Here is a 25,890-nt window from a genome sequence, read left to right as displayed (position 1 = left end):
GCAGATCACGCTCGCTCATCGCAATCAATCCCATCTGCAATCTCCCAGACGTCAATCAGACCCGGGGAGTGTGACATTCTAACTTTGCCGAATTAGGACATTCTAACTTTGCGGCTACAAATTTGAATCACATAAGATAGATTATGGAACTAAATGATATGCGAAACGACCCCGTCGCCCATAATCCTCCGATCCCGCGGCTTGACCTCACCCAGTCCCACGGCTTAAGCGATACCGGTCTCCCACCGTCAGCGAAAGACCGGACCCGATGAGCGATTTTCGCATTCTTTCAGATGCTTTCATTCCTGAATTGCCAGGACGCTACAATGGCAAGGTGCGCGACAATTACGATCTGCCGGATGGCAACCGTATCATCATCGCCACCGACCGGCTGAGCGCGTTCGATGTCATTCTGACCGCGATCCCGTTCAAGGGGCAGGTTCTGACGCAGACGGCCCGGTACTGGTTCGAGGAAACCGCCGATATCTGTCCGAACCATGTCGTGTCCTATCCGGACCCCAATGTCGTCATCGGCACGCGGCTCGATATCCTGCCGGTCGAGATTGTCGTGCGCGGTTATCTCGCCGGCACCACCAGCACGTCGATCCTGACCAAATACCGCAATGGCGAACGCGATATGTATGGCATCCGCTTGCTGGACGGCCTGAAGGACAACGAGAAACTACCGCAGGCGATCATTACGCCGACCAGCAAGGCTTTTGACGGTGGCCATGACGAGCCGCTCTCGGCCGATGAAATCCTCTCTCAAAAGCTATTGACGGCCGAACAATGGGAAACCGTCTCGCGCTATGCGCTGGCGCTGTTTATCCGCGGCCAGGAACGTGCTGCCGAACGCGGCCTCATTCTCGTTGATACGAAGTATGAGTTCGGCACCGACAAGGACGGCCGCATCGTGCTTGCCGACGAGATTCATACGCCGGACAGCAGCCGCTACTGGATCACCGAGAGCTATGCACAGAGCTTTGCCTCGGGTACGCGGCCGAAGAGCTTCGACAAGGATTTCGTTCGCGCCTGGGTGACTGAACGCTGCGATCCCTACAAGGACCCGATTCCGGAAATTCCGGCCGATCTCGTCGAGCAGACATCAAAAGTCTATATCGAGGCCTTTGAGACGATCACCGGCAAGCGTTTCGTCGCCGATCTTTCCGGCGCCACCGTTCTCGACCGCATACGGGCAAATCTGCAGCCATATTTCAGCTGAACGGTTTCAACTGGGCTCATCGGTTACGTCGAACTCGATCCGCATCCCGTCGTAGGCCGGCTCGATATGGTCCGGCGTCTCGCGCATCACCGTCTCGTAGTCGAGCGGTGTGTGCATGTGGGTGAGCACGGCGCGCTTGGGCGAAAAGCGCGCGATCCAGCCGAGCGATTGTTCCAGCGACAGGTGGCTCGGATGGAACTTGTATTGCAGCGTGTCGATCACCAGCATGTCCAGCCCGGTCAGCTTGCCGATGGTCTCTTCCGGGAAATCGCTGACATCGCTGCAATAGGCAAAATCGCCGATACGAAAGCCCATCGACATGATGCTGCCATGGTGCTGCAACACTGGCTGCAGCACGATCGTTCCTCCGGCGCCGCTGATCGTGACTGGCGATAGCGACGGATCGATGATCCTTGCCTCGACGATCGGCGGATAGCCGCTGCCCTCCGGTGTCTCCAGGCAGTAGCGAAACCCTTCGCGGATACGCTCCATCGTCAGCGCATCGGCCCAGATCGGCATGCGTCTGCCGGTGTATTGAACATAGCCGCGCAGATCGTCGATGCCGTGAATATGGTCGGCATGCGGATGTGAATAGAACACGGCGTCGATATTCTTGACCTTGGCGGCGATCATCTGCTCGCGAAAATCGGGCCCGGTATCGATGACGACGGTGGTCGTGCCTCCGTCATCGCCGGTCTGCTCGATCAGCAAGGCAGCGCGGCTGCGGCGGTTTTTCGGATTGGTGGGATCGCAGGCGCCCCAGTCGCCATTGATGCGCGGCACGCCCGGAGACGAGCCGCAGCCGAGAATGGTGAAGACCCGCCTCACCGCCATCTCACAGTCTCGGCATTTTAGAAAACACGCGAAAAGCGTTTCCAGTAGTGATCGCCGCAATCTCGTCCGTCGAAACGCCGATCGTCTCGGCTAGAACCTGTGCGGTATGCGCCACATAGGCCGGCTCGTTGCGCTTACCGCGGAACGGTTTGGGCGCCAGATACGGCGCATCTGTTTCGACGATCATCCGGTCGTGTGGAACCGTCTTGGCGATCTCGCGCAGTTCCTCCGATTTCGGAAAGGTCAGGATGCCGGAAAACGAGATATAGCCGCCGAGATCAATGCCGATCTTTGCCAGTTCCGGGCCGGATGAGAAACAGTGGAGAAGGAAAGGGAAGGCCCCCTTCCCCGTTTCCTCAGTCAGGATTGCGGCCATGTCGTCATCGGCCGAGCGGCTGTGGATGACCAGCGGCAACTGGGTTTTCCGGGCCGCTGAAATGTGGCGGCGCAGGCCGATCACCTGGGCGTCGCGTGGCGCATTGTCATAAAAATAATCGAGCCCGGCTTCGCCGATGGCGACGACCTTCGGGTGCGCCGACAGGCGCACCAGATCGTCCGTCTCGATATCCAATTCCTCATCGGCATTGTGCGGATGCGTGCCGACCGAGCAGAAGACGTTGGCGTAGTTTTCCGCAATGGCCAGGATCGTGTCGAATTTCTTCACGCGCGTCGAGATGGTGATCATCTGGCCGACGCCGGCCGCGCGCGCGCGCTCGATGATTGCGTCACGCTCGATCTCGAAATCCGGAAAATCCAGATGGCAATGGGTATCGATCAGCATCGCGAGCTGTCCTTAAGCTTCCGGCGGAACGTAACGCGGGAAAACCGGTTTCGGTGCTTCCAGCCCCGTTCCGGCAATCAGGCGCCCGGCCTCACCGAGAGAGGCAAAATCTCGCTTGTCGGCTGGGACAGCCACGAGATCGAGCAGTTTTGCAGACGATTCCGGCATGAAAGGCTGCAGCAGGATGGCGATCTGGCGCACGACATCCGCCGTGACATAGAGAACGGTCGCCATGCGCGCCGGGTCGGTCTTCTTCAACGCCCAGGGTTCCTGGCTGGCGAAATAGCGGTCGGCTTCGGATACAACGGCGATGATCGAGGCAAGCGCCCGGTGGATCATCAGTGCGTTCATGTCGTCGCAGGTCGAGGCATGCAGCGCATCGGCCGCCGCCAGCATCGCCTTGTCTTCGTCGTTCAGCGCGCCACATTCCGGGATCTGCCCGTCGCAGTTCTTGACGATCATCGACAGCGAGCGGCTTGCCAGATTGCCGATGCCATTGGCGAGATCGGAATTGATGCGGGTGGCGATCCCCTCCTCGCTATAGCTGCCGTCCTGGCCGAAAGAGACTTCGCGCAGGAAGAAATAGCGGATCGGATCGAGACCGAAATGCTCGACCAGATTGACGGGATCAACGACGTTGCCGAGCGACTTCGACATCTTCTCGCCCTTGTTGAGCAGGAAGCCGTGGGCAAACACCTTCTTCGGTAGCGGCAGGCCGGCCGACATCAGGAAGGCTGGCCAGTATACCGCATGGAAGCGGATGATGTCCTTGCCGATCATGTGGATATCGGCCGGCCAGAATTTCGCACGCGGGCCTTCCGGATCAGTCAGGTAACCGGTCGCGGTGATGTAATTGGTCAGGGCATCGACCCAGACATACATGACATGGCTTGGATCGTTGGGAACCGGAATGCCCCAGTCGAATGTGGTACGCGACATCGACAGGTCACGCAGGCCGGATTTCACGAAGGAAATCACTTCGTTGCGGCGCTCGGCCGGACCGATGAAGTCCGGGTTTTCCTCGTAGTATTGCAGCAGCCTGTCCTGATAGGCGGAGAGCTTGAAAAAGTAGCTGGCTTCTTCCACCCACTCGACCGGAGAGCCCTGCGGCCCGTAGCGGACGCCATCGGCACGCACTTCCGTTTCGCCCTCCTGATAATAGGCCTCGTCGCGCACCGAGTACCAGCCGGAATAGCTGTCCTTGTAGAGATCACCCGCCTCGCCCATGCGGTTCCAGATGTTCTTGACGGCCTCATGGTGACGCGGTTCCGTCGTGCGGATGAAATCGTCGTTAGAGGCATTCAGCAGAACGGCCATGCTCTGGAATTCGGCCGAGTTGCGGTCAGCCAGTTCCTGCGGGCTGATGCCTTCCTTGCGCGCCGTCTGCTGCATCTTCTGGCCGTGTTCGTCGGTTCCCGTCAGAAACAGAACCTCGCGCCCCTCCAGCCGCTGGTAGCGCGCCACCGCATCGGTCGCGATCAACTCGTAGGCATGACCGATATGCGGCTTGCCATTCGGATAGGAGATCGCGGTCGTGATGTAGAATGGAGACGTGTCGGTCATGATCGGGTTTCGGCCTGTGTCTGATCTTGGGTGTCTGGCTATTAGCGCATCCAACGGCGGGATGAAACAGTTCACGCCTAGAAAAGCGGCGACCTGCTACCGCGCCGCGCCTGTGTAAAACCATACCGATAGTGATACCACACTGAAGCAGAGTGGAAAATTCAGGCCATCGCGCGCGACGCTGTCCTGAGATCATCCAGAATCGACAAGACCGTTTGTTTGCGATCGAGGTTGTAAGCCTGCGCCACGGTAATCCGCTCGGTCACGCTGCTCGAAAGACACGCAAACCGGTCAGCCCTGTCGAGATCGCCGGAATGGGCGGCGCGGCGCGCCTCGCCCATCATATGGCCTGTCACCAGCGCCATGAAGAACGCGAAAATCGTTTCGCTGTCTTTTCCGGCCAGCACATCGGCAAGCTTGTGCATGTCCTTGCGGATGCCCGGATCCTGCCCGGCCAGAATGGCCTCGAACGTCGCCATGATGTCGAGACCGCCGTAATTGATCAGCTTCAAGGCCTCAGAAACGCTGCCATCTGCCGATGTCAGCACCTTTTGTCCATCCGGCCCGGATATATCGAAACCCAGATTGTTCATGGCGTTGCGCATTGCGTCCGGCGCCAGCGGCTTCAGCTGCAGCGGCAGGCAGCGCGAACGGATGGTCGGCAAAAGCTTGCCCGGCGCATGGGTCAAGACCAGGAACAGCGAGCGCTTCGGCGGCTCCTCGAGGATTTTCAAGATCGCGTTGGCAGCGTTGCGGTTGAGGTCATCAGCCGGATCGACGATGACGATCCGCCAGTTGCCCGTGCCGGATGTCTGCGAAAAGAATTTTCCGGCCCGGCGCACTTCATCGACGGTGATGGCGCTTTTGACCTTGCCGGTCTTGTCATCGACCGGGCGCGTCAGGTGCAACAGGTTATGGGAGGCGCCGGAGGCGATTTGCCGGCTGACGATCGAATTCGGGACTGGATCGCCAAGTTCCGCCGGTGCCTGCGCCGGATCGGGATGCGTCAGCACATGATTGGCAAAGCGGAAGGCAAGCGTCGCCTTGCCGATGCCTTCCGGCCCTTCGATTAGGATGGCGTGATGCCCCTTCCCCGACCGGTAGCTTTGCGCCAGAAAATGCTCGGCCTCCTGATGGCCGAAAAGACGCATGTTTTCGGCCGGAGAAATGGCGCCGTCGAGAACGTCAAACCTGTCGGTGCTCATTGTGCTGCTTCCGTATCCGGTCCGTTACCCAATCCGGCCAGCATGGGTTCGATGATCGAAAGCACATGCGCGGCAATGTCGCTGGCCGAGCCAGATGCATCGACCACATGACAGCGCCTGGGGTCGGCACTCGCGATATCAAGAAAGGCCTCGCGGCGCTTTTCATGGGTTTCGAGTTCTTCCTTCTCGAAACGGTCGAGTTCAACTTCCTGGCCCGTCAGAACCTCCGCAGCCCCTGCCCTTCGCCGTACGCGCTCAAGACCGAGAGCTGCCGGGAGGTCGAAAACGATCGTGCAATCCGGAGCGACCCCGTTGATCGCAACGCGCTCCAGCGCCTCGATGAAACTCGGCTCCAGGTTGCCGGTAACGCCCTGGTAGACGCGAGAGGAGTCCATGAAGCGGTCGCAGATGACGACAGTGCCTTTCAAGAGCGCTGGCCGGATGACTTCCTCGACATGATCGCTGCGGGCCGCAGCAAACAGGATTGCCTCCATGCGCACGCCGAATTCCTGGGCGGCGCCGGATAAGAGTACATGCCGCACGGCTTCCGCACCCGGCGAACCACCGGGCTCGCGCGTCGTTAGGACAGTGTGGCCACGCTCGCGCAAGGCATCGGCCAGCAGGCGAATCTGGGTTGATTTTCCAGCCCCCTCGCCGCCTTCGAATGTAACAAATAAGCCTGTTCCGACTGACACTGCAGATTCCCGTAGATCATTTTCAATGGAACGTCCGCACAGTGCGGAGCATCCCGTCTGTGTGCAGCAACCTCAACCATCAATGCCGATGGCCGGGCGATGCGCGACGCAGGGCCTGTTTAACTGATTGTGCCCGGCCGCGAAACCGCTTGCCGCGTCATTTCATCAGAGCCAGAAAAACAAGAGCTCCTGCAGCGCATCTACTGCCCTGCTGGAGAGTGTGCCCTGCCCTACGGCAGCATTGGTTTCCACCGGCACCTCGCGCAACAGCCGCTCGCCGCTCCAGATCTTCAGCGTGCCTGCCTGTTTGCCAGCCTCGACCGGCATAGCCAGTGGCCAACGATAGATCACCTTGGCCGAAAGGCGCTCTGGATTGTTCACCGGCACAAGCACATCGACAGCATTCGCGGTGACGAGCTGAACATGCGATACCGCGCCGCCGTAGACGCTCGCCTCGCCGACGCCATCTCCGGCTTCAAACAACCTCTTTCTTTCAAAGGCCGTCATTGACCAGTCGAGGATCTTGCGCGTCTCCTCGACGCGTTCCTTGTCGGTCGCAAGGCCGCCCAGCGCCAAAAAAACGCGCCTTCCGTCTTTCTGCATGGTGGCAACCATGCCAAAGCCAAACCCCTCGGCAAATCCGGTCGCAAACCCATCGACGCCGATATTGGCCGAGATCAACGGCGTACGGTTTCGCTGGAGGATCTTGTTCCATTCGAATTCGGTCTGGGAATAGTATTTGAACAGGTCGGGGTAGTTGGCCTGGATGTGCTGCGCAAGCAGTGCCATGTCGCGCATGGTCGTCTTGTTTTGGGGATCGGGTAGACCGGTGGCGTTGCGAAAGACCGAGCCGGTCAGCCCGAGTTCACGGGCGCGGTCGGTCATGCGCTTGGCAAAGGCCTCCTCGCTGCCGGTCATACCCTCGGCCAGAATGATGCAGGCGTCATTGGCAAGCTGGACGGTGACGCCTTGGATCAGATCTACAACCCGGACGCGCGATTTCAGCGCCGCAAACATCGTCGATGTACCCGATGGGGCGCCGCCTGTTCGCCACGCATGTTCGGAGACGGGAAATTCGGTATCGAGCGTCAGTTCATTCTTGCCGATCGCATCGAAGACGACGTCCATGGTCATCAGCTTGGCAAGCGATGCCGGTGGAACGGCGGCATTTTCGTCCTTGGCGAACAGAACCGTGCCTGTTTCGGCATCGATCAGGTAAACGTGCTTCGCTTTGGTCTCAAAAGCCTGCGCCTGCGCAGCCATGGGCGCCCAGACAATCAAGACAAGAGACATGAAAACCAAGACCAGTCGTATATGCATTCCAAACTCCGGCGCCTTCTCCGGCAATAGCAGCCGGCCCACCGGGGATCAATCGCGAAGGATCGGGATTAGCGCGCGACGCTCTTGCGCTTGGCATATTCGACGATCGAATCCGGCGTTAGCGGGTTCGGGTCGCCGAGAATGGCATCGAAAGCCGTCTTGGAATCGCTGACACGCGCTTCGGCATAGGCCGCCGCATAGGCCATGTTGCCATTGGGCATTGGGATATATTCCGGCCGCTCGCGCGGGATCGGGCCGATCTCCGGCAGCATGACGAAAGCATCGAGCCCTGCCGATGACGCGCGCGGCGTTTCAGCTTCGGCAAGCGCCGTCACCGGCACGCCCGTGTCCAGGTTCGATTTGGACGGGATGGTCAGCGTGCCGAGATTACCTGCCTGCTTGCGTAGCGGTTCGTTCGACGCGACCATGACACCCGTGGCGATCTGGCCTTCGGGGAATGCGTTCGGGGTGCGATCGCCCTTCTTGACGTAGGAGGCCATCAGATAAGGCATGTCGTTGCCCTCAAGCGGAGCCTTGCCGATATATTGCACGCGAACCTGGGCACTGCCCTTGCGCTTCATGTCGAGGAAGTCGGCCGTCTTGGAAGAGACGTCGATGATACGGCCATATTCATAAGGGCCGCGATCATTGACCCGGACCACAACGGATGTACCGTTCTCAAGGTTGGTAACGCGGGCATAGCTCGGCAGCGGGAATGTCGGGTGAGCAGCCGACAGGTGATACTTGTCGTAGACTTCGCCGTTCGCCGTCAGACGGCCATGAAAGGCGGAGCCGTACCAGGACGACATGCCGGTTTTGTTATAACCGAAATCTTCTTTCGGCTGATACCACTTGCCCTTGACCTGATAGGCCTTGCCGACCTGATAGCGGCCGCCGCCCTTGGGAACGGCTTTACCCTCGTCTACAACGCGCGGACTGGCCTTCACGCCATAAATCGACTCGGCAAAATACTCCTTGCTGCGTGGCTTGCCGTTCTTGACGCTGCTTGTTGAGCCGCATGCGGTCAGCCCGACGCAGAGCATCGGAACGGCGGCAACGCGCAATCCCTTCAAGAAAAAAGCCGCAGTCAGATTGGAAGTCATGTGCCCCACATCGCCATTCGCAAAACCTGTGCGCAGCACCTTCCCGCATTTGCCTCCGCGAAAGTACCGGCGTCACGAAACGTAACAGTCGATTAATCATGACAACAACGTGGCGAAAATGCGAATGGTTAACCGTGCCGGAATGAAACAATTGGGATTATGGTTTACGAATAGTTAATGTCGCGCCGCGCGGATATTGCCGGATACGATCGAAAGACGCTTTAAAGCGCAGGTAATGAATGGGCAAAGTAGACGAATACGTTCTTCTAGCAGATATATTCGACGATGTCGTAGCGAATACCGACGATGGTGCCATCGATGTCGCGAATAAATGTGGAAAAATACTGAGGCTCAGGCGGCCTGCAGACGGCACCGTTCATCTTTTGGCTGTCCGTGACCGGAACCGCGGCCACGTCCCGCATATAGCCGTCGTGCGCCTGAAGGGCGGCGATGGCTGGTGAACCAGCCGAAAAAACGAGGCCCAAAACGATTATGTTCACGATCTGAAGTTTATTGAACATGGTCATCTCCGCACAATCCATTACAGAGTGGGGAGAACCGGATAGCGCATGTTTCGTTCCGGGCGCGCGCCGCCGCGCCGCAGCCGCGCCGATGGTTGTTTCAATTCCTTGCCTGTTGCAACCAGGCCAGTCTGCTGCAGACCCGGTTGACGTTCGCAATCGGCAGGCTATAAAGCGAGCCGTGACAGGCTGATGTCCGCATATTTGCACGGGAAAACCACCGCCCGCCAAACCGGTATCACCACAATGCCCGTCATCAGGAAGAGTGTCCGAGTGGTTTAAGGAACCGGTCTTGAAAACCGGCGTGCGGGAGACCGTACCGTGGGTTCGAATCCCACCTCTTCCGCCATTTGCCATCTGTCCATTGCCGAGGCATAGCGAAGCATAAACTGTCCGGCGGACCTATGTCCTGGCAGTACCGTCTCAGCCCTTAGCAGGCAGAGAGATGACCGTTCGATCTCAGTTGAAGAACGTTTATGACATCTGGGCTATGGGCGGCTACGCCTTAAAGGTAGGCGCGTCTGCGGCCGTTTTCATTTAGATTTTTGTTGCAGAGGACTTGATGGAAGCATTGACGGGAGGTCCGTATCGTGAGCGAAAACGATATGTCTAAATGGGAGGTGGATACCGGCAACAAACTGAAGGCTTATACCCTTCTGGAATGGGGGGTGGCTGTGGGCGAACCCTATCATATTGTGCTGCGCATCGGCTATGCCGTCTCCAAATGGGAATGGGATATGTTCAAGGATACTGACCGTTCGCCCCATCAGCTCCAGACAGCAATGTCCCCGAACGCCGCCAAGGAGCTTGGCGCCCTTCTGATTCTCTACGCAAAAGAGATGGAAAATCACATTCCAAGCAAAGACGAACAGAATTAGCTCCAGTCTCGTTCCATATCTGTGCGGCCCCAGCGTAGACGCACCGGCACTTTTTCCACTCCATCGTCTGCCCTGTAGAACCCGAAATTTGCGATTTCTGCAGCAAGACCTTTTGCATGCAGCGACGGTCACTTCTCCCCAACGGCCGCTGTTGCTGCGTGGAGGATAGTGGCTTTCAACGGATTCTGGACGCAGAGTGATTTCCCCAAAACGGAACCCGGCCGCACGAGGAATACCAACTCAAGCTCGCTGCATTTTTGCTGGCACAAGGGGCGTAACGCCTACTCCAAAAGTACAGTTGCGATAGCCTGTTGCATCGGTGGCCGCACCGGCCGGGAAGGAATATTCTTGTATCTCCGGTTTAGCGTTAAGAAGGAGCGAACCATGCCGTCACGCAAAGAGCAACATTTGCCGCCCAATGAGGCGCGGCGTCACTTTCTCGGCCTGGCTGCCGCCACCGGCGCAAAGGTTGCAGTGATCGGGGCCGCCGCTGCCTCCATCATTCCCCCCACGCTAGCCCAAGCCATGGGCAGGCGGTGGCGGAAGAAGGATGGCGGTAACGGCGGGCATTCTCCCGGAGGACAACCGATGTGTTTTCTGGGTGGAACTTTGATATCCACGCCGCGCGGCGAGATCTGCATCGAGAACCTTCAAATCGGTGACCGTGTCGAGACCGTGCGCGGCAAGCCCGTGCAAATCAAATGGATCGGCCGTCATGTTTACAAACGGAGCACGCTTGCCTGGGACGCCAGTATCGTACCGATCCGCGTGGCACGCCATGCGCTCGACCAGACAACGCCGCACCGGGATCTCTATCTTTCACCCGGCCATGCCTTGCTGATCGATGGCGTTCTGATCCGGGTGAAGGATTTGGTCAACGGTCTGTCGATTGCGCCGTCTCCTCCTGCAAACAGCGATATGATCGAGTATTTCCATATCGTTGTGGATACGCACGAGGTTATCCTTGCCGAGGGCGCGCCTGCGGAAACCTTCCTTATGAGGAAAGACAACCACGAGAGTTTTACCAACTTCGCGGAATTTGCACGCCTCTACCCCAACCACGCTGCCCGGCCGGCGATGATACCGTTTGCGCGATTTGCCGGTATGGGAGGTCGAAAACACCTGAAAGCACTTCTACGTCTGGGCGTCAGCCGGGTTTTCCCTGGGCTTGAACCGGAACCGGATGCCTATGACAAAATCGCCGCGCGCGCAGCGACAATGATCCGTTAGGGCCGCAGCGATGTTGCTAAAAGAATAATCTCCCGTGATGTATCAGTGCTGTTGCGGTAGAACCTACTTTAAAGCCGTTCGCGTATCGAACGGAAAGTGGCCGTCAGCCTGCCATTTGGCCAATGGCCGAGACGACGGTGGTAAGAGCCGGTTCAGAGGCATGCGTCCACACCTGATAGCCGATCACGCCACCGAGAATAGCCGACCAAATTGCGAAATCACCAATGCGAAACAGGGGATCTCTGTTCATCTGCTTTATCCTTGCACCCGATGTTACGTCTTGTAGCCAATATTGCGTTCTTCGTTCTGTTTTTGAAGACGACATTTGGTGAACAGAGTATTTCGCATTGAACAATGAAATACTGTAACCGCAGTGACTCTTGCCGATCCGATATCTGCCTCACCATCAGTCAGATGATGCAGCAGACGGGTGCTGTGCACAATTTGGGACGGACCGAATGAAACCATTTCATCCGGCCGCGAATATGTTATCCTTCCGTCTGCGGGTTTTGAGCCCCGGCTGGGACGCTATTGCTCTGTCTTTAGAAGCGTTTCCTGCGCCAACGGTGCCGCCCAGCATGGGAAGGAGAACGCAATGCATTACAGCGTGCAGTTTTTCACATGGACGCCCAAGCAGGGTGTCCATCAAGTTGGATCGACGATCGAGATCGATGCGGTCAATCCGAAGCTTGCGGCGGTGTCGCTTCTCGGTTTACGGCTGGACGAAACCGGTGCAGCCAAGAAGCTGGCGGTTCGCGTCTGGAATGCGGCTGATGAAATCAAGGCCGATTGCGCATGTTTCTATTATCATTGACCGACATCGGGCTTTAGTTGACCAAGCGAGACAATATGCGGCTTTTATTCATGAGCGGCAGTGTCGTTGCTGGCTACATGGCATGCGTGAAGCACTTTGAGATTGTTCAAGATCAGGCGCAGCACAAACTGTGCTGGATTGCATAGCCGCGCCATAAAACCACTTGGCCTGAGCCAAGCCGTTGAAGTTTCCCGAAACATAAAACAGGACAGGCAGGCCCTGCCCCGCTGTATCGCGAAAACCGTTGTTGGCTGCAGTCTAATGCGGTCCCGCGCATTGGCCGCGGGTACCGTCATACGGCTGATATCGTGGGTTCCTCAGGCATCGACAGCCTTGGCGGTGTCAACACATTGGTCGTTGTCTGTAGCGTGCCGTTCTGCAGTCTGATCGCAATCCATGCCCAGCCGGGAAATAAGATCGAGCGGAGAACCCGGTTCCCCGAGCCATATCGCCCAAGCCATATCGATGGTGCCGCTGGCCGACATCAGTACCAAACCGGGCAAGCAATTTTCTGGGATTGAGGTTGAGCCCGGCATGCCACTGTTTTTTTTCGAACGCAGGAGGCCGGCGGGGAAAAAACAGCCTGGAACTATCGCCTCGGAAATCACTGGAAATGTTTTTCGGAAATTGCCTCTTGCGATTTCTCTAGGATCATTCTAAACCGCCGCCACGGTTCAATTATTAGAACTCGTGAGGCCTCGTGGCGGAGTGGTGACGCAGAGGACTGCAAATCCTTGCACCCCGGTTCAATTCCGGGCGAGGCCTCCAAATTCCCTTGCTTCACCAGCAGGATCTTGCAATCCCAACTCTTGCAAAAACCTAAGAACGCCGACACGCTTGATCGATGCGCTGGAGACGGCCATGGGCAAACAGCTGGCTTGTTGCTGAAGGGCGGCAATCCGCCCGGATCGACCTTCCCGTGACCGGCATCAAGCCAATGCGTTTCAATGCGATATGCCGATCTCGGTCATGATCTGGGGCAGAATGATGGACCTGTTCGGGATATAGGTTCGGGGGCAAACCGGCGAAAGCCCGGCCTCACGCAGAAATCTTCTCTATTCTACCTTAAAAAAATCACTTAAATCATTGAATTTATAAAATAGTATTTATTGAATCAACATCAGAAACCATTTCCCCTCGATATGCGTATCATATTTATTCTGATGCCCAGCAAGGAGATGAGGAATGATCCGGACGCTCAGAGCCTGCGTACTTGTTGCCATTCTATTGTCTGCCCCGCTGGCTTCATCGGCAGAACCCGTCGATACCGCCCAGTCGATCATCCAGAACCAGATCGAGGCCTTTCTCAACGATGACGCGGAGACGGCCTATTCCTTTGCCTCTCCGCAGATCAGGCAAAAATTTCCGGACAAGAGCATCTTCTTCGAGATGGTCAAGCGCGGCTATACGCCGGTTTACCGCCCCGGAAATTTCGCCTTCGGCCGCAGCAAGGTCGAGGGCGACGCTATAGTGCAAGAGGTGCTGATCTCCGCACCTGGCGGCAAGGATTGGACGGCGCTGTATTTTCTCGTCAAGCAACCGGACGGCAGCTACAAGATCAATGGCGTACAGATGCTGCAGCAGGCCCCCGGCCCCGAAATTTGACCACAGCGCTGCTCAGACCGGCGCCAGATCGCCGCGCGCCCACTCTTCCTGCGTCTCCTCCATGAAGGCGGCATAGCGGCCCTCTTCGATCGCCTTGCGAATGCCGGCCATCAGGTCCTGGTAGTAGGCGAGGTTGTTCCAGGTCAAAAGCATGCCGCCCAGGCTCTCGTCGGCACGGACGAGGTGATGCAGGTAGGCGCGCGAATAGTCGCGTGCTGCCGGGCATGTGGACTGATCATCCAGCGGCCTGATATCTTCGGCATGACGGGCGTTGCGCAGATTGACCCGCCCGCGCCGGGTGAAAGCCAGACCGTGACGGCCAGCGCGGGTCGGCATGACGCAGTCGAACATGTCGATGCCCCGTGCCACGGATTTCAGAATATCGTCTGGTGTGCCGACCCCCATCAGGTACCGCGGCTTTTCGACCGGCAGTTCCGGGCATGTGATGTCGAGCATGTCGAGCATCACCGCCTGCGGTTCGCCGACGGCGAGGCCGCCGATCGCGTAGCCTTTGAGATCGAGCCCGGACAGAGCCTGGGCCGAGCGAACACGCAGCGCCGGCACATCGCCGCCCTGGACGATGCCGAACATTGCCTTGCCCTGCTGGTTGCCAAAAGCGGTCTTGCAGCGGTCTGCCCAGCGTAGAGACATTTCCATTGCGCGTTCAATATCAGTAGGTTCTGCAGGAAGCCTCACACATTCGTCGAGCTGCATCTGGATATCACTGTCGAGCATGCCCTGGATTTCGATCGAGCGTTCGGGCGACATATAATGCAGGGCACCATCGACATGGCTCTTGAAGGTCACGCCCTTCTCGTCAAGCTTGCGCAGGCCAGCGAGCGACATGACCTGAAAACCGCCGCTGTCAGTCAGGATCGGATAGGGCCAGCGGATCAGCTCGTGAAGACCGCCAAGACGCGCCACCCGCTCCGGACCGGGGCGAAGCATCAGGTGATAGGTATTGCCGAGGATGATGTCGGCGCCGAGATCGCGGACCTGATCGAGATACATCGCCTTGACCGTGCCGACGGTTCCCACCGGCATGAACGCCGGCGTGCGGATTTCCCCGCGCGGCATCGATACCGTGCCGCGACGCGCCTTGCCGTCGGTTGCAGTGATGTTGAACTGAAAAGTCTCGGTCATGTTGCATCCCGGAAAAGCAGGCTTGAATCGCCGTAGGAATAGAAACGGTAGCCGGTGTCGATCGCATGAGCGTAGGCCCGGCGCATCGTCTCAAGGCCACTGAACGCCGAGACGAGCATGAACAGCGTCGATTTCGGCAGGTGAAAATTGGTCATCAGCATATCAACCGCGCGGAAACGGTAGCCGGGCGTGATGAAAATGCCGGTCGGGCCGGACCAAGGATGGATGTCGCCATTCTCCTCGGCCGCACTTTCGATCAGCCGCAGCGACGTGGTGCCGACGCAGACGATGCGCCCGCCCCTCGCCCGAGCCGCGTTCAGGCGCTCAGCCACCTCGGCGCTGACATGGCCGATCTCCTGGTGCATGACGTGATCGTCGGTGTCATCGACCTTCATCGGCAGAAAGGTTCCAGCACCCACATGCAGGGTAACAAAATGGCGCTCGACGCCAAGCGCATCCAGCGCTTCGAACAGGCGGTCGGTGAAATGCAGACCGGCGGTGGGTGCCGCTACGGCACCGTGTTCGCGGGCGTAGACTGTCTGGTAGTCCGTGCGGTCCTGCTCGTCATCCGGGCGCTTGGAAGCGATATAGGGCGGCAAAGGGATGTGGCCGACGGCAAGGATCGCCTCGTCCAGCGCCGGGCCGGAGAGATCGAACCGCAGGGTCACCTCGCCCGCCTCGCCCTTTTCCTCGACGGTCGCGTCCAGCGCGCCTATCAGACAGGTCTTGGAGCCATGGCCGAATTCAATGCGGTCGCCGGGCTTGAGGCGTTTGGCCGGGCGCGCAAACGCCTTCCAGCGATCTGCCGCAACGCGCATGTGGAGCGTCAGCGACACTTGGGTGACCACGTCCTCGCCGCGCCGCCGCAGCCCCTCCAATTGGGCGGGAATGACTTTTGTATCGTTGAAAACGAGGGCATCGCCCGGACGCAGGAACGATGGCAGGTCCATGACGCTGCGATCGGACAGCTCAATGCTGTCCTGTGGCTGCACCACGAGCAGACGCGCACTGTCGCGCGGACTTGCGGGCCGCAGCGCAATATTGTCTTCGGGGAGATCGAAATCGAACAGATCTACGCGCATGAAAAATCTTCTTTAAACGGCAAACCCGCCCCGGCGCCTTTTGAAGGCGATCCGGGACGGGTTTTGGCAATAGCCTGAATTAGGCGTTGGCGGCAAGTTTCATCGACACGATGCTGTCGGGATCCTTGACGGGCTCGCCCTTCTTGATCTTGTCGATATTGTCCATGCCGGAAATGACCTGGCCCCAAACCGAATACTGCTTGTTCAGCCATGGGCTGTCGGTGAAGCAGATGAAGAACTGCGAATTGGCAGAATTCGGCATCTGGCTACGCGCCATCGAGCACGTGCCACGCACATGGCTCATGTTGGAGAATTCGGCCTTGAGGTCCGGCTTTTCGGAGCCGCCCATGCCGGCGCGGGCCGGATTGAAATCCTTGCCGCCCGTCTTGCCATACTGCACGTCGCCGGTCTGCGCCATGAAGTCGTCGATGACGCGGTGGAAGACGACGCCATCATAGGCGCCTTCGGCGCACAGTTCCTTGATGCGGGCAACGTGGCCCGGTGCCAGGTCCGGCAGAAGCTGGATGATCACCTGCCCCTTGGTGGTTTCCATGATGATGGTGTTTTCAGGATCCTTGATCTCTGTCATGGCCTTCTCCTTGTTGTTAAAGCGGGCGTTTTAAAACGTGTGTTACTTGCCGACCTTGACGCTGATCATGCGGTCGGGATCGGTGACGGAACCATTATTGGCTTCGTCGCCCTTCTTGATCTTGTCGACATTGTCTATGCCTTCGACGACCTTGCCGACGACCGTGTACTGGCCGTTCAGGAAATCGCCGGGTGCGAACATGATGAAGAACTGCGAATTGGCAGAGTTCGGGTCCTGGCTGCGGGCCATGCCGACTGTGCCACGCTCAAACGGAACCTTGGAAAATTCAGCCTCGACATTCGGCTTCGACGAACCGCCCATGCCGGCCATGTCGCCCTTGAAGTCTTTTTCCATGTTGCCGTATTGGACGTCACCGGTTTGGGCCATGAAGCCCGGGATGACGCGGTGGAACGCAACATTGTTGTAGTCGCCGGCTGCGGCCAGTTCCTTGATGCGCGCAACATGCTTGGGCGCGACGTCCGGCATCAACTCGATGACGACCGGGCCGTCCTTCAGCGTGATGGTGATGTATTCCTTGGCCTGGGCAAAGGCAGTGCTGGTCAGGGATGCGAGGACAACGGCGCCTGCGAAAGCGAGTTGGAGAATTTTCATGTTAGCTCCCGTGGAAATAAAGGAAAACGTCAGGATTTGCGTTTTGCGTTCAGGGCCTGGTGAACGGCCTTGGGTACGAAGGCGCTGACATCACCGCCCATGGCAGCGATCTGGCGAACCAATGTGGCGGTAATGGGCCGCGATGCCGTGCCGGCAGGAAGAAACAGGGTCTGGATATCCGGCGCCATCTGCCGGTTCATGCCCGCCATCTGCATCTCATAGTCGAGATCAGTACCGTCGCGCAGGCCGCGCACCAAAAGCGATGCACCATGTTTTCGCGCCGCATCGACCACCAGATTGTCAAAAGAAACAACCGAGATATCGCCGGCTCTTTCCGGAAGGAATTCCCGTAGCGACTGGGCGATGAGGGCCGCACGCTCTTCGAAGGAAAACAGCGGCGTCTTGCCGGGATGGATACCGATCGCAACGATGACCGTTGGCGCCACGTTCAGCGCCTGTACCAACACGTCGAGGTGACCATTCGTCATCGGGTCGAAGGAGCCGGGATAAAAAGCAGTGAGCATCGCGCCTGTTTCCGTTTTGAAGCCTTTTGTCACGGACTGCGGTCAATCGCAAGGGAGCTCGCTTGCCGCTCCCCGTGTTCCCTCAGGAACAGCATCCGGTCGGCATGAATGCTAAATGAATGCTGCGTTCAAGGTTGTTTCAAGGACGATTTTGTATTCCGGAAGTAGAGAACGGAACTTTTTCCAGTTACGGCCGTTTATTGGCTGAAAGGATCACCGCTATGGCACTTATTCTTCTGTCGATGACCATGTTTTTTGTCATGCTTTTTGCAACGGCAAACGCGATCAGAAACGAAGCGCGCATGGACCGGTCTGGTCTCAACCGCAATCATTTGTTCAAATAGAGGATGATCTGCGATGGCCATCACAATGATGATCATATCGGCAGTGATTAGTATCGTGTTCCTGGTCGATTTCGCCAAAACCATTTTCCAACTTCAGCGCGACAGAAGCGCGATGAAGGCGATCAGCCGAGACACCGGCGGTTTTAGCGTCTGACATGTTTAAAGTTTCCCCAGCGGCAACCTCCAGTGCCGGCTGACATGAAAACCGGACGGTTCCCCTGCCAGTCCGGTTTTTCTTTGCGTTGATCATCCCAACGATAGCCGATCAAAATTCAACTCCAAAGAAAAGCCGGGCGATGCGATCGCCCGGCTTTTAAAGATGTGATGGAAGGGAAGATTTTACTCTTCTGTTGCGGCTGGCGGCTCTACCGACGCCTCGCCCTCCGGCAGATCGACCTCACCAGCGATGTCGTCGTCCTCTTCGGGGTCGGGCTCGCTGATACGCTCGACGGACACGACCTTTTCGTCCTTCGCAGTCGTGAAGATCGTCACACCCTTGGTGGCGCGGCTCGCAAGCCGGATGCCGCCGACGGGAACCCGGATCAGCTGACCGCCATCGGAGACCAGCATGATCTGGTCGTTGTCTTCGACCGGGAAGGCTGCGACCAGTTCGCCGATTTCGCCGGTCTTGGAAGTATCCGTTGCGCGAATACCCTTGCCACCACGGCCGGAGGTGCGGAAGTCGTAGGTGGAGGAGCGCTTGCCAAAACCCTTGACCGAGACCGTCAGCACGAACTGTTCGCGTGCCTTGAGTTCCTCATATCGGGCGTCATCGAGCTGACCTTCTTCGGTCACCTCTTCGCCGACCAGCGCAATTTCCTCGTCCTCGCCGGTTGCGGCCCGCCGTTCGGCGGCAGCACGCTTGAGGTAAGCTGCACGCTCCCACGGCTCGGCATCGACATGGCCAACGATGGTCATCGAGATGATCCGGTCACCATCGCCGAGCGTGATACCACGAACGCCGATCGAATTACGGCCGGCAAAGACCCGGACGTCATCAACCGAGAATCGTATGCACTGGCCAAGCGCCGTCGTCAGAAGAACGTCGTCATGCTCGGTGCAGGTTTCGACGGAGAGGATTTCGTCGCCCTCCTCATCGAGCTTCATGGCGATCTTGCCGTTGCGATTGACCTGGACGAAATCCGACAGCTTGTTGCGGCGGACCGTCCCACGCGTCGTCGAGAACATCACGTCGAGGTTTTCCCACGTCGTTTCATCCTCGGGCAGCGGCATGATCGTTGTAATGCGTTCGCCAGGCACCAGCGGCAGCATGTTGATCAGGGCCTTGCCGCGCGATTGCGGCGTGCCGATTGGCAGGCGCCAGACCTTTTCCTTGTAGACGATGCCACGCGACGAGAAGAACAGCATCGGCGTATGCGTATTGGCAACGAACAGGCGCGTGACGAAATCCTCGTCGCGCGTCGCCATGCCGGAGCGGCCCTTGCCGCCACGACGTTGGGCACGATAGGTCGCCAGCGGCACACGCTTGATATAGCCGAGATGGGACACGGTGATGACCATGTCTTCCTGGGCGATCAGGTCCTCGTCATCCATGTCCGGACCGCCTTCGACGATCACGGTGCGGCGCGGGGTGCCGAATTCTTCGCGAACGGCGATGAGCTCATCCTTGACGATGGTCATGATACGGATACGCGACGACAGGATATCGAGATAGTCGCTGATCTCGGCGCCGATCTTGTTGAGTTCGTCGCCGATTTCGTCGCGGCCAAGGGCCGTCAAACGGGCAAGACGCAGCTCAAGGATCGCCCGGGCCTGCTCTTCGGACAGGTTGTAGGTGAGGTCCTCGTTGATGCGGTGGCGCGGATCGTCGATCAGACGGATCAGGCTTTCGACATCTGCTGCCGGCCAGCGTCGCGTCATCAACTGTTCGCGCGCGGTGGCTGGATCCGGGGCGCTTCTGATCAGCTTAATGATCTCGTCGATATTGGCGACGGCAATCGCCAAGCCGACCAACACATGCGCACGGTCACGCGCCTTGCGCAGCAGGTATTTGGTACGGCGGCTGATGACTTCCTCGCGGAAGGAAACGAACGCGCGCAGCATGTCGAGCAGCGTCATCTGCTCCGGCTTGCCGCCGTTCAGCGCCACCATGTTGCAGCCAAACGAGGTCTGCAGCGGTGTGTAGCGATAGAGCTGATTGAGGATAACCTCGGCATTGGCGTCGCGCTTCAGCTCGACGACGACGCGGTAGCCCTGACGGTCGGATTCGTCGCGCAGGTCGGAAATACCCTCGATGCGCTTGTCCTTGACCAGTTCGGCCATTTTCTCGATCATCGTCGCCTTGTTCACCTGGAAGGGGACTTCGGTGATGATGATCTGCTCGCGGTCGCCGCGCATCGGTTCGATGGTGGCACGGCCGCGCATGATGACCGAGCCGCGGCCGGTCTCATAGGCCGAACGGATGCCGGAGCGGCCAAGGATGAAGGCGCCGGTCGGGAAGTCCGGACCCGGAATGATCTCCATCAACTGCGGCAGTTCCAGTGCCGGCTCATCGATCAGGGCGATACAGCCGTTGATCACTTCGATCAGATTGTGCGGCGGGATATTGGTCGCCATGCCGACGGCGATGCCGCCTGCGCCGTTGACCAGAAGGTTCGGGAATTTCGCCGGAACAACAGACGGTTCGCTCAGCGTGCCGTCATAGTTGTCGCGAAAATCGACCGTTTCCTTGTCGAGGTCGTCGAGCAGCGCATGGGCTGCCTTCTGCAGACGGCACTCGGTGTAGCGTTCAGCCGCCGGCGGGTCGCCGTCGATCGAGCCGAAATTGCCCTGACCGTCGATCAGCGGCAAACGCAGCGACCACGGTTGGGCCATGCGGGCGAGCGCATCATAGATCGCCGAGTTACCGTGCGGATGGAATTTACCCATCACGTCACCGGTGACGCGGGCGCATTTGACGTATTTCCTGTTCCAGTCGATGCCCAGTTCGCTCATCCCGAACAGGATGCGCCGGTGCACGGGCTTCAGACCATCGCGGACGTCGGGAAGAGCACGGCTGACGATCACGCTCATGGCGTAATCGAGATACGAGCGCTGCATTTCCTCCATGATGGAAATGGGCTCGATGCCTGGTGGATTCTTGCCGCCGCCTGGTGTGCTTTGTTCAGTCAATTTTGATCACGATCTTTGTTCAGAATCAGACGGTTTTTTATAGCCGAATGCATTGGCGAGCGCCAATTTCGGGGCTGGGTTTTGAACAGCCTTTTAGCCTCATCGGCGCTCTCGCAGGCATTTGCAAGGCAAAAGCGGCAGAACAGTGAAGGACAGCCCTTTCATTCGGCACCACCCTCGCCTAACAATTCATCAGACGGCCATCATAAACAAGGCCGCGAGGGGAATGGGATGTCTCAATTCGACCTTCTGATCAATGCGCTGACCACGATCCTGGTCACCATCGATCCGCCCGGCCTTGCGCCGATCTTCCTCAGCCTGACGGTCGGCATGAGCCGGCATGAACGCTTTCTGGTGGCCCGCCGCGGCACGCTGATCGCGTTCTTCATCCTGTCGGCCTTCGCGCTGTTCGGAAACGGCATTCTCGGCCTGCTGGGCATCTCCATCGGTGCCTTCCGGATTGCCGGCGGCCTGCTTTTGTTCTGGATCGCCTTCGAAATGATCTTCGAGAAACGCAACGAGCGCAAGGAAAAGACCGGCGAGACTGCCATTACCCGCGACCACATCCACAATATCGCGGTGTTTCCGCTGGCGCTGCCGTTGATAGCCGGCCCGGGCGCGATCTCGGCGACGATCCTGCTCTCCGGCTCCTTCTCAGCAACGATCGACCGGGCTCAACTGATCCTGGTCATTGCCTTTTGTCTCGCCATCCTGTTTGCCGCCCTCGTCATCGCCGACCGCATCGACCGGTTTTTAGGCGTCACCGGCCGCGCCATACTGACACGCCTGCTGGGTGTCATTCTCGCGGCCTTGGCCGTTCAGTTCGTCGTCGATGGCGTCAAATCGACCATGGCTTTGTGACCACGCGCGGTAAACGCAGGTTCCACTGACGAAAAAGGCCCGGTTTCCCGGGCCTTTTTGACTGTAGAACACTTCGATTAGAACGGGATATCATCATCCATATCGCGTGAAAAGTTTCCACCGCTGCTGCTCGCGCCGCCGCCGCCGGAGCGGGCTGCCGGTGTAGAGGATGGACGATCGTAATCGCCGCCGTAGTTGTCCGAGCCGCCGCCCGTGTTGCCGCCGCCGTATTCAGAGCCGCCACGGCCACCGCCTGCACCCTGCCCGTCACCACGGCCGCCCAGCATCGTCAGCGTCGAATTGAAGCCCTGCAGCACGACTTCCGTCGAGTAGCGATCCTGGCCGTCCTTGTCCTGCCATTTGCGGGTCTGCAGCTGGCCTTCGATATAGACCGTCGCGCCCTTCTTCAGATACTGCTCGGCAACCTTGCAGAGACCTTCGTTGAAGATCACCACACGGTGCCATTCGGTCTTTTCCTTGCGCTCGCCGGAATTGCGGTCGCGCCAGCTTTCCGACGTCGCAATGTTCAGGTTGGCGATCGGCTTGCCATCCTGCGTGCGCCGGATTTCCGGGTCTGCCCCGAGGTTACCGATCAAAATCACCTTGTTGACACTACCTGCCATCTTGCTTTTCCCGCTATCCTGCCCAGCCTTTCGGCCCGGCTACCAAATTCAGAACGCACATCTTAGCGGCTGACGGCCAAGCATACGCCCCTTTGCATTGTGTCATCCACAACAGTTTTCTAAAAACGTTCTTTCTTTGTTCTAGTAAATCCGTAATATCCTGTCAACCGACTCGGAAAGCCGGCCTGTTTTTCGCATTGCGCCTCGACATGCGCTGTGCCGTACTTAAATAGGAGCTTTCCAATACAGATCAAAAGCTGGGCACGATGAGCAAACTCGAGACCATATCCATCCGCGGCGCGCGCGAACATAATCTCAAGGGCATCGACCTCGATCTGCCGCGCAATAAGCTGATCGTCATGACCGGCCTGTCAGGCTCCGGAAAGTCCTCGCTTGCCTTCGACACGATCTATGCCGAGGGACAGCGGCGTTATGTCGAGAGCCTGTCGGCCTATGCCCGGCAGTTTCTCGAGATGATGCAGAAGCCGGACGTCGACCAGATCGACGGCCTGTCGCCGGCAATCTCGATCGAGCAGAAGACCACCTCGCGCAATCCGCGCTCGACGGTCGGAACGGTCACCGAGATCTACGACTATATGCGCCTCTTGTTTGCCCGCGTCGGCGTGCCCTATTCGCCAGCGACCGGCCTGCCGATCGAAAGCCAGACGGTCAGCCAGATGGTCGACCGTGTCGTCGGTTTCGGCGAGGGCACCCGTCTTTATATTCTCGCGCCGATCGTGCGCGGCCGCAAGGGCGAGTACAAGAAAGAACTCGCCGAGTTGATGAAGAAGGGCTTTCAGCGCGTCAAGATCGACGGGCAGTTCTACGAGATCGCCGAGGCGCCGGTACTCGACAAGAAATACAAGCATGACATCGATGTCGTCGTCGATCGCGTCGTCGTGCGCCCGGACCTGACGGCGCGCCTCGCGGACAGTCTGGAAACCTGCCTGACGCTCGCCGATGGCCTGGCGATCGCCGAGTTTGCCGACAAGCCGCTGCCACCGGAAGAAACCTCGGCCGGCGGTTCGGCCAACAAATCGCTCAATGAAACGCATGAGCGCGTTCTCTTCTCCGAAAAATTCGCCTGCCCGGTATCCGGCTTTACCATTTCGGAGATCGAGCCGCGGCTGTTCTCGTTCAACAACCCGTTCGGTGCCTGCCCGACCTGCGATGGTCTCGGCAGCCAGCAGAAGATCGACGAGGCGCTGATCATTCCGGAACCCGACCGGACATTGAAAAACGGCGCCATCGCCCCCTGGGCAAAATCGTCGTCACCTTACTATAACCAGACTCTCGAAGCGCTCGGCAAGGCCTTCGGCTTCAAGCTGTCGAGCAAATGGACCGATCTTTCCGACGAGGCTAGGCACGCGATCCTGCAGGGCACCGAGGAGAAGATCAGCTTTCACTACGAGGACGGCGCCCGATCCTACAATACCACCAAGAATTTCGAAGGCATCGTTCCCAATCTGGAACGGCGCTGGAAGGAGACCGACAGCGCCTGGGCGCGCGAAGAGATCGAACGCTACATGTCGGCAGCCCCCTGCCCGGCCTGCAACGGTTTTCGCCTGAAGCCAGAGGCTTTGGCGGTCAAGATCAACAAGCTGCATATCGGCGAAGTCACACAGATGTCGATCCGGGTGGCGCGTGACTGGTTCGAGGTCCTGCCCGAACGCATGAATGCCAAACAGAACGAGATCGCGGTACGCATCCTCAAGGAAATCCGCGAACGGCTGCGGTTTCTCAACGATGTCGGCCTTGAATATCTCAGCCTCTCGCGCAATTCCGGCACGCTGTCGGGCGGCGAAAGCCAGCGCATCCGGCTGGCCTCGCAGATCGGGTCCGGCCTTACCGGCGTGCTCTACGTTCTCGACGAGCCGTCGATTGGTCTACACCAGCGTGATAACGCCCGGCTGCTCGATACGCTGCGGCATCTGCGCGACATCGGCAATACGGTGATCGTCGTCGAACATGACGAAGACGCGATCATGACGGCCGACTACGTGGTCGATATCGGTCCGGCGGCCGGCATTCACGGCGGTGAAGTGGTGGCGCAGGGCACACCGGCGGAGGTCCTCGCCAACCCGAATTCGCTGACCGGAAAATATCTGTCCGGCGAAATGGCGGTTGCGGTTCCGGCCGAACGGCGCAAGCCGAAGAAGAAAAAGGAAATTACTGTCGTCGGCGCCCGCGCCAACAACCTGAAGAACGTCACGGCCTCGATCCCGCTCGGGATTTTCACGGCTGTCACCGGCGTATCGGGCGGCGGCAAATCGACTTTCCTAATCGAGACGCTCTACAAGGCAGCGGCTCGACGCATCATGGGCGCGCGTGAAAACCCGGCCGAGCACGACCGGATCGACGGATTCGAGCATATCGACAAGGTCATCGATATCGACCAGTCGCCGATCGGCCGCACGCCGCGCTCCAACCCGGCCACCTATACCGGCGCCTTCACGCCGATCCGCGACTGGTTTGCCGGCCTGCCGGAGGCAAAGACACGCGGCTATCAGCCGGGCCGCTTCTCCTTCAACGTCAAGGGCGGCCGCTGCGAGGCCTGCCAGGGTGACGGCGTCATCAAGATCGAGATGCACTTCCTGCCGGATGTCTATGTCACTTGCGACGTCTGCCATGGCAAGCGCTACAACCGCGAAACGCTGGACGTGCATTTCAAAGGTAAGTCGATCGCCGACGTGCTCGACATGACGGTCGAGGAAGGTGTCGAGTTCTTCGCAGCTGTTCCGGCCGTGCGCGACAAGCTGCAGGCGTTGCAGGGTGTCGGCCTCGGTTACATCAAGGTTGGCCAGCAGGCCAACACGCTGTCGGGTGGCGAGGCGCAGCGCGTCAAGCTCGCCAAGGAACTGTCGAAGCGTTCAACCGGCCGCACCCTCTATATACTCGACGAGCCGACCACCGGCCTGCACTTCCATGACGTCGCCAAGCTTCTGGAAGTGCTGCACGAACTGGTCAACCAGGGCAATTCGGTTGTCGTCATCGAGCACAATCTCGAAGTCATCAAGACCGCCGACTGGGTAATCGATTTCGGCCCGGAAGGCGGCGATGGCGGCGGCGAAGTGATCGCAGCGGGAACGCCGGAAGATATCGTCAAGGAAAAGCGCTCGCATACCGGCGCGTTCCTGAAGGAACTTCTGGAACGGCGGCCGATCCGCAAGATGGCTGCGGCCGAGTAAGCCATAGAACGAGAGGGAGAG

At 58.7% G+C, this 25,890-nt stretch carries 24 protein-coding genes and 2 tRNA genes; 10 read left to right on the top strand and 16 right to left on the bottom strand.

The window, feature by feature from the left end; genetic code table 11:
- The first annotated feature begins 268 nt into the window (after positions 1-268).
- Positions 269-1,222, top strand: coding sequence for a phosphoribosylaminoimidazolesuccinocarboxamide synthase (locus ACP7E0_RS29750; RefSeq protein WP_426130359.1), 954 nt, complete (start codon positions 269-271; stop codon positions 1,220-1,222).
- A gap of 6 nt (positions 1,223-1,228) precedes the next feature.
- On the opposite strand, the gene ACP7E0_RS29745 is transcribed toward ACP7E0_RS29750, so the two are convergent.
- From ACP7E0_RS29745 to ACP7E0_RS29710, 8 genes are all read right to left on the bottom strand, one after another.
- Positions 1,229-2,056 carry an MBL fold metallo-hydrolase gene (locus ACP7E0_RS29745; RefSeq protein WP_426130357.1) on the bottom strand — a complete coding sequence of 276 codons (828 nt, stop codon included), beginning with the start codon at positions 2,054-2,056 and terminating at the stop codon, positions 1,229-1,231.
- A gap of 1 nt (position 2,057) precedes the next feature.
- Positions 2,058-2,837 (bottom strand): TatD family hydrolase, encoded by a 780-nt coding sequence (locus ACP7E0_RS29740; RefSeq protein WP_426130355.1) that lies wholly within the window; start codon positions 2,835-2,837, stop codon positions 2,058-2,060.
- Between the two features lie 12 nt (positions 2,838-2,849).
- The gene (metG, locus tag ACP7E0_RS29735; protein ID WP_426130353.1) at positions 2,850-4,400 is read right to left on the bottom strand and encodes a methionine--tRNA ligase; all 1,551 of its coding nucleotides are present in this window, start codon (positions 4,398-4,400) and stop codon (positions 2,850-2,852) included.
- A gap of 161 nt (positions 4,401-4,561) precedes the next feature.
- Positions 4,562-5,605, bottom strand: coding sequence for a DNA polymerase III subunit delta' (locus tag ACP7E0_RS29730; RefSeq protein ID WP_426130351.1), 1,044 nt, complete (start codon positions 5,603-5,605; stop codon positions 4,562-4,564).
- Positions 5,602-6,300 carry a dTMP kinase gene (tmk, locus tag ACP7E0_RS29725; RefSeq protein WP_426130349.1) on the bottom strand — a complete coding sequence of 233 codons (699 nt, stop codon included), beginning with the start codon at positions 6,298-6,300 and terminating at the stop codon, positions 5,602-5,604. The genes ACP7E0_RS29730 and tmk overlap by 4 nt, the downstream gene beginning before the upstream one ends.
- Before the next feature lie 165 nt (positions 6,301-6,465).
- Positions 6,466-7,620 carry a D-alanyl-D-alanine carboxypeptidase family protein gene (locus ACP7E0_RS29720; protein WP_426130347.1) on the bottom strand — a complete coding sequence of 385 codons (1,155 nt, stop codon included), beginning with the start codon at positions 7,618-7,620 and terminating at the stop codon, positions 6,466-6,468.
- A 68-nt stretch (positions 7,621-7,688) separates the two neighbouring features.
- Positions 7,689-8,723, bottom strand: a complete 1,035-nt coding sequence (locus tag ACP7E0_RS29715; RefSeq protein ID WP_426130345.1) for a septal ring lytic transglycosylase RlpA family protein — start codon at positions 8,721-8,723, stop codon at positions 7,689-7,691.
- Between the two features lie 266 nt (positions 8,724-8,989).
- The gene (locus ACP7E0_RS29710) at positions 8,990-9,250 is read right to left on the bottom strand and encodes a hypothetical protein (protein WP_426130343.1); all 261 of its coding nucleotides are present in this window, start codon (positions 9,248-9,250) and stop codon (positions 8,990-8,992) included.
- Positions 9,251-9,503: 253 nt separating this feature from the next.
- Here ACP7E0_RS29710 and ACP7E0_RS29705 point away from each other — a divergent pair.
- The 3 genes from ACP7E0_RS29705 to ACP7E0_RS29695 all read left to right on the top strand — a co-directional run bounded on the left by ACP7E0_RS29705 (position 9,504) and on the right by ACP7E0_RS29695 (position 11,352).
- Positions 9,504-9,593: transfer RNA gene (locus tag ACP7E0_RS29705), tRNA-Ser, on the top strand.
- 241 nt (positions 9,594-9,834) lie between these two features.
- Positions 9,835-10,122, top strand: a complete 288-nt coding sequence (locus ACP7E0_RS29700; protein ID WP_426130342.1) for a hypothetical protein — start codon at positions 9,835-9,837, stop codon at positions 10,120-10,122.
- 384 nt (positions 10,123-10,506) lie between these two features.
- Positions 10,507-11,352 (top strand): Hint domain-containing protein, encoded by an 846-nt coding sequence (locus tag ACP7E0_RS29695; RefSeq protein ID WP_426130340.1) that lies wholly within the window; start codon positions 10,507-10,509, stop codon positions 11,350-11,352.
- A 103-nt stretch (positions 11,353-11,455) separates the two neighbouring features.
- Here ACP7E0_RS29695 and ACP7E0_RS29690 read toward each other — a convergent pair whose 3' ends face one another.
- A complete protein-coding gene (locus tag ACP7E0_RS29690) occupies positions 11,456-11,602 on the bottom strand; it encodes a hypothetical protein (protein ID WP_426130338.1) in 147 nt (48 codons plus the stop codon).
- 345 nt (positions 11,603-11,947) lie between these two features.
- Between ACP7E0_RS29690 and ACP7E0_RS29685 the strand changes: the two genes are divergently transcribed.
- The 3 genes from ACP7E0_RS29685 (at position 11,948) to ACP7E0_RS29675 (ending at position 13,771) form a co-directional block, all read left to right on the top strand.
- A complete protein-coding gene (locus ACP7E0_RS29685; RefSeq protein ID WP_426130336.1) occupies positions 11,948-12,166 on the top strand; it encodes a hypothetical protein in 219 nt (72 codons plus the stop codon).
- 694 nt (positions 12,167-12,860) lie between these two features.
- A tRNA-Cys gene (locus ACP7E0_RS29680) sits at positions 12,861-12,934 on the top strand.
- A 417-nt stretch (positions 12,935-13,351) separates the two neighbouring features.
- Entirely contained in the window at positions 13,352-13,771 is a 420-nt protein-coding gene (locus ACP7E0_RS29675) for a DUF4864 domain-containing protein (protein ID WP_426130334.1), read from the top strand.
- A 12-nt stretch (positions 13,772-13,783) separates the two neighbouring features.
- On the opposite strand, the gene tgt is transcribed toward ACP7E0_RS29675, so the two are convergent.
- From tgt to coaD, 5 genes are all read right to left on the bottom strand, one after another.
- Positions 13,784-14,914 (bottom strand): tRNA guanosine(34) transglycosylase Tgt, encoded by a 1,131-nt coding sequence (gene tgt, locus ACP7E0_RS29670; protein WP_426130332.1) that lies wholly within the window; start codon positions 14,912-14,914, stop codon positions 13,784-13,786.
- Positions 14,911-15,996: a tRNA preQ1(34) S-adenosylmethionine ribosyltransferase-isomerase QueA gene (gene queA / locus ACP7E0_RS29665; protein WP_426130330.1), complete on the bottom strand. Its 1,086-nt coding sequence runs from the start codon at positions 15,994-15,996 to the stop codon at positions 14,911-14,913. The genes tgt and queA overlap by 4 nt, the downstream gene beginning before the upstream one ends.
- Positions 15,997-16,075: 79 nt before the next feature.
- Positions 16,076-16,585, bottom strand: coding sequence for a peptidylprolyl isomerase (locus ACP7E0_RS29660; RefSeq protein WP_113243679.1), 510 nt, complete (start codon positions 16,583-16,585; stop codon positions 16,076-16,078).
- 42 nt (positions 16,586-16,627) lie between these two features.
- Positions 16,628-17,197, bottom strand: a complete 570-nt coding sequence (locus tag ACP7E0_RS29655) for a peptidylprolyl isomerase (RefSeq protein WP_426130328.1) — start codon at positions 17,195-17,197, stop codon at positions 16,628-16,630.
- A gap of 29 nt (positions 17,198-17,226) precedes the next feature.
- Positions 17,227-17,721: a pantetheine-phosphate adenylyltransferase gene (gene coaD, locus ACP7E0_RS29650; RefSeq protein WP_426130326.1), complete on the bottom strand. Its 495-nt coding sequence runs from the start codon at positions 17,719-17,721 to the stop codon at positions 17,227-17,229.
- 357 nt (positions 17,722-18,078) lie between these two features.
- On the opposite strand from coaD, the gene ACP7E0_RS29645 reads away from it, so the two are divergent.
- Positions 18,079-18,219, top strand: a complete 141-nt coding sequence (locus tag ACP7E0_RS29645) for a hypothetical protein (RefSeq protein ID WP_426130324.1) — start codon at positions 18,079-18,081, stop codon at positions 18,217-18,219.
- A 185-nt stretch (positions 18,220-18,404) separates the two neighbouring features.
- Here the strand turns inward: ACP7E0_RS29645 and gyrA are convergent, their stop codons facing one another.
- The gene (gene gyrA, locus ACP7E0_RS29640) at positions 18,405-21,197 is read right to left on the bottom strand and encodes a DNA gyrase subunit A (RefSeq protein ID WP_426130322.1); all 2,793 of its coding nucleotides are present in this window, start codon (positions 21,195-21,197) and stop codon (positions 18,405-18,407) included.
- A 231-nt stretch (positions 21,198-21,428) separates the two neighbouring features.
- Here gyrA and ACP7E0_RS29635 point away from each other — a divergent pair, with 231 nt between their 5' ends.
- Positions 21,429-22,058, top strand: a complete 630-nt coding sequence (locus ACP7E0_RS29635) for a MarC family protein (RefSeq protein ID WP_113312540.1) — start codon at positions 21,429-21,431, stop codon at positions 22,056-22,058.
- 77 nt (positions 22,059-22,135) lie between these two features.
- Here ACP7E0_RS29635 and ACP7E0_RS29630 read toward each other — a convergent pair whose 3' ends face one another.
- Positions 22,136-22,681, bottom strand: coding sequence for a single-stranded DNA-binding protein (locus tag ACP7E0_RS29630; protein ID WP_426130320.1), 546 nt, complete (start codon positions 22,679-22,681; stop codon positions 22,136-22,138).
- Between the two features lie 266 nt (positions 22,682-22,947).
- Here ACP7E0_RS29630 and uvrA point away from each other — a divergent pair, with 266 nt between their 5' ends.
- Entirely contained in the window at positions 22,948-25,869 is a 2,922-nt protein-coding gene (gene uvrA / locus ACP7E0_RS29625) for an excinuclease ABC subunit UvrA (RefSeq protein WP_426130318.1), read from the top strand.
- The last annotated feature ends 21 nt before the right edge of the window (positions 25,870-25,890 follow it).

The organism is Pararhizobium sp. PWRC1-1 (genome assembly GCF_049897905.1).
GTDB lineage: Bacteria > Pseudomonadota > Alphaproteobacteria > Rhizobiales > Rhizobiaceae > Pararhizobium.
The sequence above is the reverse complement of the archived record's forward strand: the minus strand, read 5'-3'. Positions and strand labels throughout refer to the sequence as shown.